10 protein-coding genes are annotated in these 14,610 nt (G+C 60.3%); 5 read left to right on the forward strand and 5 right to left on the reverse strand.

All coding sequences use genetic code 11. The features are described 5' to 3' along the window. Positions 1-502 precede the first annotated feature (502 nt). Positions 503-2,041 (forward strand): GNAT family N-acetyltransferase, encoded by a 1,539-nt coding sequence (locus ACYVDE_RS04495; RefSeq protein WP_460500278.1) that lies wholly within the window; start codon positions 503-505, stop codon positions 2,039-2,041. A 192-nt stretch (positions 2,042-2,233) separates the two neighbouring features. Here ACYVDE_RS04495 and ACYVDE_RS04500 read toward each other — a convergent pair whose 3' ends face one another. Together ACYVDE_RS04500 and ACYVDE_RS04505 are read right to left on the reverse strand one after the other, a co-directional pair. Continuing rightward, positions 2,234-3,376, reverse strand: a complete 1,143-nt coding sequence (locus ACYVDE_RS04500) for a serine hydrolase domain-containing protein (RefSeq protein ID WP_460500267.1) — start codon at positions 3,374-3,376, stop codon at positions 2,234-2,236. 71 nt (positions 3,377-3,447) lie between these two features. After that, on the reverse strand, positions 3,448-3,978 hold the full coding sequence (locus ACYVDE_RS04505; RefSeq protein ID WP_460500269.1) for a GNAT family N-acetyltransferase: 531 nt from the start codon (positions 3,976-3,978) through the stop codon (positions 3,448-3,450). 136 nt (positions 3,979-4,114) lie between these two features. Between ACYVDE_RS04505 and ACYVDE_RS04510 the strand changes: the two genes are divergently transcribed. The 4 genes from ACYVDE_RS04510 (at position 4,115) to ACYVDE_RS04525 (ending at position 10,901) form a co-directional block, all read left to right on the forward strand. Next, the gene (locus tag ACYVDE_RS04510) at positions 4,115-4,828 is read left to right on the forward strand and encodes an SDR family oxidoreductase (protein WP_460500270.1); all 714 of its coding nucleotides are present in this window, start codon (positions 4,115-4,117) and stop codon (positions 4,826-4,828) included. A 722-nt stretch (positions 4,829-5,550) separates the two neighbouring features. After that, a complete protein-coding gene (locus tag ACYVDE_RS04515) occupies positions 5,551-8,733 on the forward strand; it encodes a SusC/RagA family TonB-linked outer membrane protein (protein ID WP_460500272.1) in 3,183 nt (1,060 codons plus the stop codon). 18 nt (positions 8,734-8,751) lie between these two features. Further along, complete coding sequence (locus ACYVDE_RS04520) at positions 8,752-10,263, forward strand: RagB/SusD family nutrient uptake outer membrane protein (RefSeq protein ID WP_460500273.1); 1,512 nt, start codon at positions 8,752-8,754, stop codon at positions 10,261-10,263. A 32-nt stretch (positions 10,264-10,295) separates the two neighbouring features. Further along, entirely contained in the window at positions 10,296-10,901 is a 606-nt protein-coding gene (locus ACYVDE_RS04525) for a hypothetical protein (RefSeq protein ID WP_460500274.1), read from the forward strand. Between the two features lie 81 nt (positions 10,902-10,982). Here the strand turns inward: ACYVDE_RS04525 and hslU are convergent, their stop codons facing one another. The 3 genes from hslU to ACYVDE_RS04540 all read right to left on the reverse strand — a co-directional run. Then, positions 10,983-12,380, reverse strand: coding sequence for an ATP-dependent protease ATPase subunit HslU (gene hslU, locus ACYVDE_RS04530; protein WP_460500275.1), 1,398 nt, complete (start codon positions 12,378-12,380; stop codon positions 10,983-10,985). A 186-nt stretch (positions 12,381-12,566) separates the two neighbouring features. Then, entirely contained in the window at positions 12,567-13,631 is a 1,065-nt protein-coding gene (porQ, locus tag ACYVDE_RS04535) for a type IX secretion system protein PorQ (RefSeq protein ID WP_460500276.1), read from the reverse strand. Positions 13,632-13,858: 227 nt separating this feature from the next. Further along, positions 13,859-14,610 (reverse strand): S16 family serine protease (locus ACYVDE_RS04540; RefSeq protein ID WP_460500277.1); only part of this gene is annotated, 752 nt, incomplete at its 5' end.

Consider the following 14,610-nt stretch of genomic DNA (forward strand, 5'->3'; position numbering starts at 1 on the left):
GCCGGCTACTGTTCCGGCGCGGCTACGGCGGCGGCGCGGCCAGCATCGTGCTTGGGGCCGATGCGCTGGGCAGCTACCGCGGCGTGCTGCTACTCACGGTGCAAACGGCCCAAGGCACGGCCACGCGCCGGGTAGTGCGCGAGTAGCCCGCAGCCGAACATTGCACCGTTTTGACGGTTTTGCCGTTTGAGTACCCGTTGGCAACTGCCGCCAACGGGTTTTTTCATGGGTAAATTTGGGGGCCGGCACGGTTGCCGGGCTCCGGAACCCGGTGGTTCCACCCTTTTCGCTTTCGATTCTTATGGCAACTTCTTCTAACGGCAAATCTGCCGCTTCTTCGGCTACCAACGGCAAAGCCGCACCCGGCGGCGCGCACGCCAAAAAGGTGGGCAAGCCCTCGCCGGCCGTGCTTGCCGAGCGCCTCACGCCCACTGCCGTGCCGGCTCACAAGCTAGTGCTGCGTACGCTGCGCCGCTCCGACTTCAAGGCCATCAAGGAAATTATGGACAAGGTGTATTCCAACATGGAAGGCGCCTGGGCGGCCGACGAGTTTGCGGCCCTGATTCGGAAGTTTCCGGAGGGCCAGATTGGCATTGAGGACAACGGCCGGCTGGTGGCCGCTGCGCTCGCCATCATTGTGGATTACAGCAAGTTCGGCGACAAGCACACGTATGCTAAAATCACGGGCAACGGCAAGTTCGACACCCACGACGACGACGGCGACACGCTCTACGGCGTCGACGTGTTTGTGGACCCCGAGTACCGTTCGCTGCGCCTGGGCCGCCGCCTCTACGACGCCCGTAAGGAGCTGTGCGAGAACCTGAACCTGCGCGCTATGGTAGCCGGCGGCCGCATCCCCGGCTACGCCGCCTACGCCAACGAGATGACGCCGGCCAAGTACGTGGAGATGGTACGCAACAAGGAGCTGGTCGACCCCATTCTCACGTTCCAGCTCTCGAACGAGTTCTACGTGCGCAAAATCATTCGCGGCTACCTGCCCTACGACTCGGAATCAAAGGCTTACGCTACGCTGCTGGAATGGATTAACGTGTATTACGAGGAGACGGAAAAGCTCATCGGCAACACCAAATCCAACGTCCGCATCGGCATTGTGCAGTGGCAGATGCGCGCCACCCGCTCGCTGGAAGACCTGATGCAGCAAATCGAGTTTTTCGTGGATACCGTGAGCGGCTACAAGGCCGACTGCGTGCTGTTTCCGGAGTTCTTCAACGCCCCGCTCATGGCCCTCACCAACGAGGACTCGCCGGCGGTGGCCATCCGGGCCATGGCGGCCTTCACCGAGCCCATCAAGGCCAAGATGATGGAGCTGGCCGTGAGCTACAACATCAACATCGTGGCCGGCTCGATGCCGGTGTACGAAAACGAGAAGCTGCACAACGTGGCCTTCCTCTGCCGCCGTGACGGCACCATGGACGAGCAGTACAAGCTGCACGTGACGCCCGACGAGGCCAGCTACTGGGGCATGCGCGGCGGCGACAAGCTGAAGTGCTTCGACACCGATTTCGGCAAAATCGGCATTCTGGTGTGCTACGACGTGGAATTCCCCGAGCTGAGCCGCATGCTGAGCGACGAGGGCATGAAAATCCTGTTCGTGCCGTTCTGGACCGACACCAAGAACTCCTACCAGCGCGTGCGCCTCTGCGCTCAGGCCCGCGCCATCGAAAACGAGTGCTACGTGGCCATCACCGGCTCGGTGGGCAACCTGCCCCGCATCGAGAACATGGACATTCAGTATTCGCAGTCGGCCGTGTTCAGCCCCTCCGACTTCGCTTTCCCGCACGACGCCATCGTGGCCGAGGCCACGCCCAACACGGAAATGACCCTCATTGCCGACCTCGACCTTGACCTACTGAAGGACCTGAACACCAGCGGGGCCGTGCGCAACCTGCGCGACCGCCGCAAGGACCTGTACTCAGTGAGCTGGGTGAAGAAAACCGAGCGCGACGACGAACTACTGGCCCAAGGCGAGGAGCGGGTGCCTAAAACGGGCTCGCGCCGCAAGGCCGTGGCGGCTGGCTAGGGCTTAAGAACAGCCGCCTATAACAATACCCTAGAGCGTCATGCTGAGTTTGTCGAAGCATCTCTACCGCGCAAGTAATTCATTTACTATCGCAGTAGAGATGCCTCGACAAGCTCAGCATGACGTTCTTTTTTTCACTACCTCCACAGACTGTTCACAAGCTGCGGGCCGGAAATGCGGCTTTCTTAGTTATTAATGCACCACATCAAGCGCCTGCCAGATGGCCTTGAACTCGGCGGCCGTGCGGCTGCTCAGCTCGGTGTTGGTGACGAAGATTTTGCCCACGCGCGTCACGGGGTCAAAAAACAGGAAGCTGCTGAGGCCGGTATCGCCGCCCGTGTGGCCCACCGTGCCATTGCGCCGCTGCGCCCAAAACAGCCCTTGGTTCGGCTCGCTGGGGTCGAGGTGCTGCGGAGGGTGCGCCGCTGAGAACTGCGGGCGAATTAGGGAGTCGCGCTGCGTCGTGTTCAGCGGAGCCCCGGCAATAGTGGGGTTGATGATGGCGTGCAGGTAGCGCCCCAGGCTGTGCACGCTGGAAAACAGGCCGCCATCGGGGTAGGTGACGCCGTAGTACGGGCGCACGGGCCGGCCCCGCTCGTCGTAGAGCGTGGCCAGGCGGGTGGTGTCCACTTCGGCGCGCGACCAGCCCGAATCCGTCATGCCCAACGGCTGCAGAATGTGCTGGCGCGTGTACTCGCTGTAGGGCTGCCCCGTGGCCCGCTCGAGGGCCAGGGCGGCCAGCGCCGCGCTTTCGTTGCTGTAGGCGTAGTAGGTGCCGGGCGCGTGCGGCACGAACTGCTGGCGCCGGTACCACTGCCCCTGCGGCGTAAGCGTCCGGCGCAGATATTCCTGGCTGGTCAGCGGCGACGAGTAGCCCTTGGCGTAGGCCCGCTTGTTGTAGAACGACTGGTCGTCGGTCAGGCCGGCGGTCATCGTGGCCAGTTGGCGCAGGGTGATGGGCTGGGTAAGAAAATAGGGGTTGGCGACTGCGAACGGCAGCAGCTCGTTCACGGGCTGGTCGAGACGCAGCTGGCCGGCGGCCTGGGCCTGCAGCAAGGCCACGCCAATCAGGGTTTTGCTCACCGAGCCGATTACCTGCACCGTGGTGGCGGTGTAGGGCTGGCGGCGGGCCATGTTGGCGTAGCCAAATCCGTGCTCATACACCACGCCATCGGGCCGCACCACCGCCACGGCGAAGCCCGGCAGGGCCGATTGTTGCCAGAGCTGGCGCAGAGAAGCCGTCAGGCCCGTGGTGTCGGCGGCTGGGTTGGTCTGGGCGTGGTCCGGGCCACCTGTCGCCAGCGCCCCGGTCAATGCTAAAAACAGAAAACGCATGGAAGGAATGAGTGCAATGTTTCGGCAAAGCAACGAAGCGGGCATTTATCAGCCGGATGCGGCTGGGGTGGCTACCCACCGAGCAGCTTATAGTACACGGCGGTGGCGTGGGGCCGCCCGTCGTGGTTGATGAAATACTCCGGGATGATGCCCACGAACTGGTAGCCGAGGGTGCGGTAGAGCGTTTCGGCGCCGTCGCCGTGGCGGGTATCGAGGATGAGCGTGGTGCGGCCCAGTTGCCGGGCCTGCGTTTCCAGTGCTTCCAGCAATTGGCGGGCAACGCCCCGGCGGCGCGCCCGCGTATGCACCAGCAGCTTCGAAACTTCAGCGCGGAGCCGTGAGTTGGGCCGGGTGGCCAGGTCGAGCTGCACAGTACCGACCAGCTCGCCCGTACCGGGCGCGTGGGCCACCAGCAGCACCCGGTGTCCGGCCTCAATGGCCGCCACCACACTTTGCCAGTAATCGATGCCTTCGGCCGCGGGCAGCGGCGGCAAAAAGCCTACTGAAGCGCCGGAATCGACCGCGTCGCGGAGTAGCTCGCCGAGCTGCGGCAGCAGGGCGCGGGCTGCAGCCACCCCCAGGGAAGTAATCAGGTTGTTCATACGAAGCGCAAGTACGTGCTGCACCAAGTAAACCTCAGGCTGGCCAGCCGGCCGGGTCGCAATCGACTGCGCTTTTGTGCGTAAACTGCGCATCCGTTTGCCCATTGCCATTATTCAACCCGTTCTTCAATCATTCATGCGCGCTTTCATTACCGGAGCCAACCGCGGCCTTGGCCTCGAGCTCACCCGCCAGTACCTTGAGCGCGGCGACCAGGTATTTGCCGCCTGCCGCCAGCCCGCCGCGGCCACCAAGCTCCAAACCCTGAAGCAGCAGTACACCGACCGCCTCGTGCTGCTGCCGCTCGACGTTACCAGCGCAGCCTCCATTGCCGGGGCCGTGGTGGCCACGCAGCAAGCCACCGACGCCCTCGATGTACTCATCAACAACGCCGGGGTGTACCCCCACGCCGGCTCGGGCGATGACCACCAGCGCCTGGGCCAGCTCACCCACGACGACGCCATCGAAACCATGCAGGTGAATGCCATCGGGCCGCTGCTGGTGGCCCAGGCGCTGCTGCCGTTGCTGCGCGCCGGCCGCAAGGGGCGCATTCTCAGCATCTCGTCGGGCCAGGGCTCCCTCACCTGGAAGGCTACCGGCGACCCCTACCACTACAGCGCCAGCAAAGCCGCCCTAAACATGTACATGCGCAGCCTGGCCGCCGAAGTTGGCCACATGGGCCTGATTTCGTTGCTCGTCGACCCGGGCTGGATGCGCACCGAAATGGGCGGCGAGCATGCCACCCAAGAGCCGGCCGACTCTGCTCGCGGCATCATCCGCCTGGCCGAACAACTGCACGCCGAAGAAAATGGCAGCTTCCTGACCTGGCAAGGCCAGCATGTGCCGTGGTAGAGCATAAGTCCATGCTTTATCAGATTTAATAATTTACATACCCGCCACTTAAATAGCCACACAACCTTTGCAACAAGGCCCTCGGCTGGTTCAAACCCACAGCCTTTTGCACGGTGCTGTACTCCTGTAAAAACAGACAGGAAATGCTGCATGCTGCTTTTCCATCCGTTGCGTGTGTGTAAAAACATCGGTACGCGCATCAAGCACCTACCGCGCCAGTTGCCGCTTGCGCCTATTGTTTAATGTCGTTCACCCAAAATTTCTACAAACACTCGGCGCCGTCGCTTATCTTTCCGCGGCACTCAACTATCGAGATTGGTTATCGGACTGCGATGGACAAGCCTCTCTCATACATCACCCGCTGGGGCAGCAATGAACTACACACACATGCCCAGTAGCCTACAATTCGAGCAGCGATAATTGCAAGTAAAGTAGGACCGTCACACTGTTTCAGTACCTGCCCGATATGGCAGCTACATCGTGTATCAAGCAGTGCCGACAAAATAATGCCTTTGACAGTCAATCAGATAATCCATTTTCCCACCAAATCGCATCATCTGAATTTCTTATTCATGCAATATTCATCACCATAACCACCCAATAGGCTTTATGGCCAAAAAATGCATTTATTGCACTACAATGCGCAATTCACTGCCTATTTTTGACCATAGGCCTCTGTTCATCGTCTTTTTGTTCTTTTTCTAACCATCATTTTTTTACCCATGAAAAAATTCCTACTCATGAGCTTGGTGCTCATGTTTACTTTCATCACTGGCGCACTGGCCCAAACCCGTACCGTTTCGGGCCGGGTAACCGACCAAACATCCGGAGAGGGACTGCCCGGTGTGACCGTGCTGTTGAAAGGAACGTCCACCGGCATTTCAACCAATGCCAACGGCGACTTTAGCTTAGCCGTGCCAGCCACGGGCGGCACGCTGGTGTTCTCGTCGGTTGGCATGGCCACGCAAGAGCGCGCAATCGGCAACGAGTCACAGTTCAACGTCGTCCTGGCTCAAGACAACAAGCAGCTGAGCGAAGTAGTCGTAACGGCACTAGGTGTTGAAAAAGACATCCGCTCGCTGGGCTACGCTACGCAGGAAATCAAATCCGGCCAGATTTCGCAGAAATCGGAGCCGAACGTACTGAATGCGCTGCAAGGCAAAGTTTCGGGTGTGACCATCACCAACTCGAGCGGCCTGCCCGGCTCGTCGACCAACATCAACATCCGCGGTATCACGTCGCTGCAGGGCACCAACCAGCCGCTGTTCGTGGTGGATGGTATTCCGATTAGCAACAGCCTCGACCGCACCAACGGCGGCTCGCTCGGCACGCTGGGCGGCGCCCAAACGTCGAACCGTGCCCTCGACATCGACCCCGAGTCGGTGGAAAGCATCAACATTCTGAAAGGCCCGGCGGCGGCCGCACTGTACGGTTCGCGTGCTTCGGCAGGTGCTGTTATCATCACCACCAAATCGGGCCGCAATGCCAACAAGAAGCTTGAAATCACGGCTACTTCGGGCCTCGCTTTCCAGCAGGTGTACGGTATCCAGAAGTTCCAGAATGACTACGGCCAAGGCCTGAATGGCACGAACCTGACCGCGCTGCCGGCAGCGGGCGGTGTGTATGGCGACATCAACACGGGCTCGGCCGCATCGTGGGGCCCTCGCTTCGGTACCACGCCCACGATTGCCAACGGCCTGCGCCTCGGCGATGGTTCGCTGCTGCCCTACCAAGCTTACCCCAACAACATTAAGGACTTCTTCCGCACCGGCCGCCTCCTCACCAACGGCGTGAGCCTGCGCGGCGGCAATGCCGACCAGAACTTCATTCTGAGCATAAACAACACTGCGCAAAAAGGCATTTCGGAGTTCAACGACCTGAACCGCACCAACATTCAGCTGGGCGGTGCAACCAAGCTGCTCAACAAAGTGACGGCGGGCGGCTCGGTTAACTTCACCACCTCCAACCAGCTAGGTTCGGCTATCGGCAACGGCAGCAGCGCCTTCGGTACACTGGTTAACGTGCCGCGCAGCTACGACCTGGAAGGCCTCCCCTACGTGAACCCCACTACGGGCCGTAGCATCTTCTTTGCCGGCACCGACAACCCGCGCTGGAACCGCCAGTACGTGACGACGACGTCGGACCTGACCCGCTTCATCAGCGTAGCCAACATTGCGTACAACATTACGCCCTGGCTGAATGTGATGTACCGCGCGGGCCTGGATACTTACACCGACCGGCGGAAAGGGGTGTTCACGCCGGGCGCAGCCCGCGTCCCCACCGGTCAGGTGCTCGACCAGGTTTTCTATCGCAGCGAATTCACCGGCGACCTGATTGCGACGCTGAAGAAAGACAACCTGTTCTTCGAGGGCTTCAATGCCAACCTGTTGTTGGGCCAGCAAGTAAACTCGCGTCGTTTCCAGAGCGTTACCTCGCGTGCTGACAACTTGCTGGTAGCTGGTTTCCCCAACTCCTCAGTAGGCTCGGTTTACTCGAACGGTACGGGCGAAAGCTCTTCGATTCGTCGCTTGCTGGGCTACTACGGCTCGCTGGACTTGTCGTATAATAACTACCTGTTCCTGTCGCTGACCGGCCGTGTTGACCAGTCTTCTACGCTGCCGAAGAATAACAACACGTATTTCTACCCCTCGGCCAGCGCCTCGGTTATCCTGACCGACGCCCTGAAAATCAACTCTGACATTCTATCGTACGCCAAGCTGAAAGGTGCAGTAGCCCAAGTAGGTAAGGATGCTGACCCGTACAACCTGGCCACCACTTACGGCGTGGCCAGCTACGGCAACAACGTGGCCAACCTGAACTTCCCCTTCAACGGTGCTGGTGGCTTCACCCTGGGCGATACGCAAGGCAACCCCAACCTGCGCCCCGAATTCACGCGCTCGTACGAAGGCGGCATCGTAATCGGCTTCCTCAAGAACCGCATTACCCTGGACGCAACGTACTTCTATCAGACCAGCCGCGACCAGATTATCAGCCTGACCACGCCCGCCACCACGGGCTTCCAGCAGCGGGTAGCTAACGCTGGCCGCCTCGATAACAAGGGCATTGAAGCGTTGCTGACCATCACTCCCGTGAGCACCTCGAACTTCAAGTGGGACATCACGACCAACTTCACCCGCATCCGCTCGGAGGTGATTGAGCTGGCCGACGGCGTGACCCGCTCGTCTATCAACGGCAACGCTTTCACGGGCACCATTCCTTCGTTCCAGGTGGGCCAGCCCTACGGCATTATTGTGGGCAACAAAAAGGCGACTTCGCCCGACGGCAAGTACCTCATCAACCCCACTACGGGTCTATTCGTCCCCGAGTTGGCTGGTGAAATTATTGCCGACCCGAACTTTAAATGGCAGGCTGGTGTAACCAACACGCTGAGCTACAAAGGCGCAACGCTGTCGTTCCTCGTTGACACCAACCAGGGTGGCCAGATTGTTTCGTTCACCAACAACTTCTATAAGTCGAACGGCGCGCTGGCCGAAACCGGTGTTGACCGCGAGTTGCCCCGCGTTATCCCCGGTGTGATTGCCGTGAACACGACCAATCCTGATGGCAGCGTGACGACGAGCTACCGCCCCAACAACATCCAGGTAAGCGCCCAGGACTACTGGCGTTCGTTCGGTCTGCAAAGCGACCTGGGTGTGTATGATGCAACGGTGTACCGCCTGCGCGAACTGTCGCTCGGCTACAGCCTGCCCAAAGGCCTGCTCGACCGCACGCCCTTCGGTACGGTTAGCCTGTCGGTGTCGGGTCGTAACCTGTTCTACTATGCCCCCAATGCCAACTTCGACCCCGAGCTGAACACCCAAGGCGCCGGCAACATTCGCGGTCTGGATTTGCAAGGCCCGCCGAATGCCCGCACCTACGGCGTTAACCTTCGCTTCACTCTGTAATATTGATTCATCTTCGATATGAAATACTCTTCGCTTTTCCGTTATGCCACGGCGGGTGCCATGCTGCTGGCTGCTTCCAGCTGCAACAAAGACACCTTCTTTGGCGATAACCTTGACCCCAACAACCCTCAGGTTGTTCCGCCGGGCGTAATCCTGACGAACCTGGAAGCCCACACGGCCTTTGTAACCACGAATACCGTGGGCCGGGTGGCCGAGTTGTTCATGCAGCGCTATGCTGGCGTAACCAACCAGCCGACGAGCTACGACGTTTACTCTATCCGTGGTGAGTTCGACAACGAGTGGCAGTTTGACCTGTACGCTGGCACTCTGGCCGATGCCCAGAACATTATCGACAACGGCGCCAAGAATGGCCCGGCCTATACTGGCATCGCCAAACTACTGAAAGCCTACAACTTCGGCCTCGTGACCGACCTGTGGGGCGATGTGCCGTACTCGCAGGCCTTGCTGGGCTCGGCTAACCTGCAGCCGCGCTTCGACAAACAGGAGGATATCTACAAAGGCAACTCCTCGTTGGGTATTCAGAGCTTATTTGACCTGGTGCGCGATGGCTTGGCTGACCTTGACAAGCCGGCTGGCTCGACCGTTCCTACCTCGGCCGACGACCTGATTTACAAGGGCGACCTGAGCAAGTGGAAGAAGTTTGGCAACACGCTGCTGCTGAAATTTGCCTTGCAAATCAGCAAAAAGGAGCCGGCACTGGCTACGAGCATCATTAAAGAAGTGCTGGCCAAAGGCGCAACGAGCTACATCTCCGACAACGCCGACGATTTCCAGCTGGCATTCGGCACGACGGTGGGTAACCAGAACCCCTTCTATTCCTACAACGTCACCAACCGCTCTACCGACCAGATGGCCAGCAAGCGGTTCATCGACAGCCTGAACCTACGCAACGACCCCCGGTTGCCACGCTTCTACACCAATTCGCCGGCCAACGCGGCGGCTACTACTACTGCTTTCGGCCTCTTCACCGGCTACAACAACGGCAGTAACACCGGTGTGCCGGGCGTCACCAACCGCTCGGTCTACAACACTTACATCCTTGGCGTAAGCGGTGAGGCACCGGTCCGGATGCTGACGAACTTCCAGACCAAGTTTATCCTGGCCGAGGCAGCACTCGTGCTGAACACCGGCGAGAATGCTCAGACGCGCTTTACGGAAGGCATCACGGCCTCCATGCTCAAAGCCGGGGTGGCTCAGTCCGATATCACTGCTTATCTGGGCAATGCTGCCAACAGAAAGTACGTGACGCTGGGTGGCTCAACTCCCTCTGTTTCGCGCAACCAGATTCTTTCGCAAAAATGGATTGCATTGTTTGGCAACGGCTACGAATCGTGGAATGACTATCGCCGCACGGGTTTCCCCCGCTTGGCCCCGGTAGACAACCCCAGCGCCGACAGCCCGGTAATTCCGCAGCGCTTCTTCTACACGCTGACGGAAATTTCTTCCAACGCCAACAACATTCCCAATCCCCGCCCGAACATCACGGTTCCGGTGTGGTGGGCAAACTAAGCTGAGCTTTTTGTCTCAACTGCAATCATCTCATGTTTGAATCCGTCATGAAAAAAACTCTAATTCAGGCTTTGACCCTTGCGCTGTTGTCGGTGGCAACTTTCTCGTGCAAGAAGGACTACGGCGATAAAATTGGCCCGCTGCAGGACAGCGTAGCCGCCATCCCGGTTACGGTAAAAAATGCCACGTATTTCGAGCGTATTCCCATTGTCACTACTTCGGTTGCGGGTGGGGGAAACGTTACCATTACGCTGCAAATCCCGGCCGATAAAGGCAAGATTAAGGAGATTACCAAGGTAGCCACCGGCGCTACCCTGACCAACCTGCAAAGCGCCGATGCTTACCAGTTAAACTATAAGAACGGCGCACTGGCTCCCCAAGCAGGGACTGGTACCAATGAAATTACGTTCACGACGACCTTGGCCGATTATTCGGCTTACCGGACGCGCATTGCCACGATTCCAGGCTATTCGGCTGGCTTGAACAGTGCCGGTGCGGCACCCACGGTTACGATGACGGGAACGCCGCCGGTAGTGGATGAGCGTAACCCGAACTTCATCCGCTACTGGTTCCAGATTAAACTGGAGGATGGTACTGACATTGTGACGACCGAAGTACGGGCCCGTATTCTGCCTTAGTACCGGCGTTATAACTGCCAATAAAAAAAGCCCCGACCAAATTGGCCGGGGCTTTTTCGTTGCGGGCAGCTTGGTGTGCTGCTACAGAATATACTGGCTCAGGTCGCGGTTCTTCACCATGTCGCGCAGGCGCTCATCAACCAGCGCGGCCGTGATTTGAATACGGGCGTTAGGGCCGATTTTGTCGGGCACGTCGTAGAGGATATCGTTGAGCAGGCGGCTCATCACGGTGTGCAGGCGGCGGGCGCCGATGTTCTCCACTTCGGCGTTCACCTCGAAGGCGATTTCGGCCAGGCGCTCCAGGGCGGCATCATCGAAAGTGAGCTCGACTTCCTCGGCTTGCAGCAGGGCTTCGTACTGCTTGGTGAGGGCGTTTTTGGGGTCTTTGAGGATGCGGAAGAAGTCGGCTTTGGTGAGGCTTTGCAGCTCGACGCGGATAGGAAAGCGACCCTGCAATTCGGGGATGAGGTCGGAGGGCTTGCTGACGTGGAAGGCGCCGGCGGCGATGAACAGGATGTGGTCGGTGTTGACGATGCCGTACTTGGTGTTCACGGCCGAGCCCTCCACGATGGGCAGCAGGTCGCGCTGCACGCCCTGGCGGCTCACGTCGGGGCCCGAGCCGCCGCTTTTGCTGCCGCTGCTGGCCACTTTGTCGATTTCGTCGATGAAGATGATGCCGGCGTTTTCGCACTGCCGGATGGCCTCGTCCTTCACCTCGTCCATGTCGATGAGCTTGGCAGCTTCCTCGTCGAGCAGCAGCTTGCGGGCCTCGGCCACGGTTACTTTGCGCTTGCGGGTTTTCTTGGGCATCATATTGCCCAGCATGTCCTGCAGGCCCGACATGGCGTTTTCGTCCAGCCCCGGCGCGCCCATGATACCGATGCTGGGCGCACCCTGCGCCACCTGAATCTCGATTTTACGGTCTTCGAGTTCGCCGTTCTTGATTTTCTGGCGGAACCGCTCGCGGGTGCGCTCATTCAGCTCGGTGTCGGACGACGGCACGTCGTCCCCTCCCCCACTGCCGAAACCCAGGCCGCTTTTGCTGCCGCCGGGCTGGCTAATGGGCGGAATCAACGCATCGAGGATGACTTCTTCCACGGCTTCGGCGGCCTGGGCTTTCACGGCTTCCTGGCGGCGGGCCTTCACGCGGTTCACGCTTTGCTCGGCCAGGTCGCGCACCATGCTTTCCACGTCGCGGCCCACGTAGCCCACTTCGGTGAACTTGCTGGCTTCGACTTTCACGAAGGGCGCGTCGGCGAGGTGAGCCAGGCGGCGGGCAATTTCGGTTTTGCCCACGCCGGTGGCCCCAATCATGAGGATGTTGTTGGGCACGATTTCGGCCTGCATGGCGGCCGGGGCGTGCAGGCGGCGCCAGCGGTTACGCAGGGCAATGGCTACAAAGCGCTTGGCCTCGTGCTGGCCGATGATGTACTTATCGAGCTCGGCCACAATCTGGGCCGGAGTGAGGAAATTTTGCATAAAGCGGGTGAATGGTAGGCAGGGATTACAAGTGGGTAGGTAGGATGAAAGCAGAACGTCATGCTGAGCGTAGCCGAAGCATCTCTACCGCGCAACGCAATCCAATCGGATGAGTTTACTACTACGGTAGAGATGCTTCGGCTACGCTCAGCATGACGTTCTTAACTTGTTGGCAAGCCGAAATGATTACGACTTCTTCTTTTTGAACAGCGAATCGAGGTTGCGCGCCACGGTGATGTACTCGCTGGAGCCCGCCGCCTGCAGGGTGGCGTGCGTATAATCGAGCTGGAAGGTGCTGATTTTAATCATGGCCCCGAAGCTGAGGCCGGCGCTGCCGCTGGTGTTCTCCAGCCGCAGCTCGCGGCGCTGCAGGTGGTTGTAGCCCACGCGCAGCTGCAGGCCCTTGCCCAGCACCAGGGCCGCGCTGGCCGTGAAGTGCCGGGCCAGGTTGTCGCCGAAGCTGCGGGTGGGTTTCTTTTCCTGCCCGCTGGCGTCGAGGGTGCCGCGGGCGTTGGGGTCGAGGTACTGAATGTCCCACTGCTGCAGGTGGTGGGCCGTGAGCGAGAAGCGCACGGGCATGTGCTCGGGCTTCACGGTGGCCCCAATTTGTACGTCGAGCGGCAGGCGGCCGCGGTCGGTGCCGGGGTAGGTAATGAACTGGTAGCCCGCGTTTTTCACCACGAGGCCGGCCGTGAAATCGGCGGTAGGGTGCTTGTACACCACGCCGGCGTCGGCCACGCCGGCCAGCGAGCGGCTGCCGGCAATGCTGCTCACGGCCAGCTTGGCGGTGGCCCCGACGGTGAAATTACCCTTGGTATAAGCATCCGACAGGCCTACGGTGTATTCGTTCACGCCGAAGGTGCCGAGGCTGTTGCCGGCCGCGTCGTAGCTCTCGATGCTGCCGTAGTTGAGGTAGCTGAGGCCCACGCCCAGGCGGCCCAGCTTCTCGGTGTTGAACACGTAGGCGACGGTGCTCTGCTTGATGTCGGCCACGTAGGCCACGTAGCTCAGGGCCAGGCGGCCGTCCATGTCGGGGTTCAGCAGGGCCGGGTTGCCGTAGAGCATGCTCGGGTCGTCGGTGCGGGTCGAGGGGTTCATGCCGCCCAGGGCCGCCAGGTGGGCGCTGGGCGGCAGGTCCAGAAACGGAAACACCGTACGCCCCCCAAGCTGCTGCGCTGCCGCCGGCCGCAGCCCCAGCCCGCCCAGCATCAACCCCAAACCCACCAGCCGATACGCGGAAAATTGCTTCATACAACTAAGGTACAACGGGAGGAAAACCCGCCGCAGCGCTAACGCCGGAGTTAGATGGAAAGTATCCGAAAGACCAATAGAACGTCATGCCGAGCATTCCGCGAATCAAGCGGCGAGCGCAGCCGCAGTCGAAGCATCTCTACCGCAATAGTCATCTAATTGATGGGTTACTATTGCGGTAGAGATGCTTCGACTGCGCTCAGCATGACGTGCTTTCTATTCATCTCCTACTGCACCTCCACGCTGGGGCCGGGCGCGGGCACGGGCTCGTCGCGCACGGGCAGCTTCTGGGGGTGCGGCACCAGCTCGTCGAGCAGGGCCACGCGCAGCACGTCGTCCACCCGGTCGGCGTAGTGAATGGTGAGGCCCTTGAGGTAGTCCTCCGGGATTTCCTCGATGTCCTTGCGGTTTTTGGGGCAGAGGATAATGTCCTTCATGCCGGCGCGGCGGGCGGCCAGCAGCTTCTCCTTGATGCCGCCCACCGGCAGCACCTTGCCGCGCAGGGTGATTTCGCCGGTCATAGCCAGCTTGGCGCGCACCCGGCGTTGGGTGAAGGCCGAGGCCATGCTGGTGAAAATGGCAATACCCGCGCTGGGCCCGTCCTTCGGCACCGCGCCCTCGGGGAAGTGAATGTGCAGGTCGTACTGCTCAAACAAGCGGTAGTCGATGCCGATTTCATCGGCCCGCGAGCGCAGGTAGCTCAGCGCCGTAATGGCCGATTCCTTCATCACGTCGCCCAACTGCCCGCTCAGCGTAAGCTTGCCGCGGCCCCGGCTCAGCAGGCTTTCCACAAACAGAATGTCGCCGCCCACCGAGGTCCAAGCCAGGCCCGTGACCACGCCGGCGGTGTCGTTGTCCTGGTACTGGTCGCGGTCGAAAATGGGCGCGCCCAGCACCTTGCGGATTTCGGCCGGCTCCACCGTGGCGGGCAGCTCCTCCTTGCCGGCCTTGCGGCGGGCCAGGTTGCGCGTCACGGCCG

The sequence above is a fragment of the Hymenobacter agri genome (assembly GCF_054778495.1).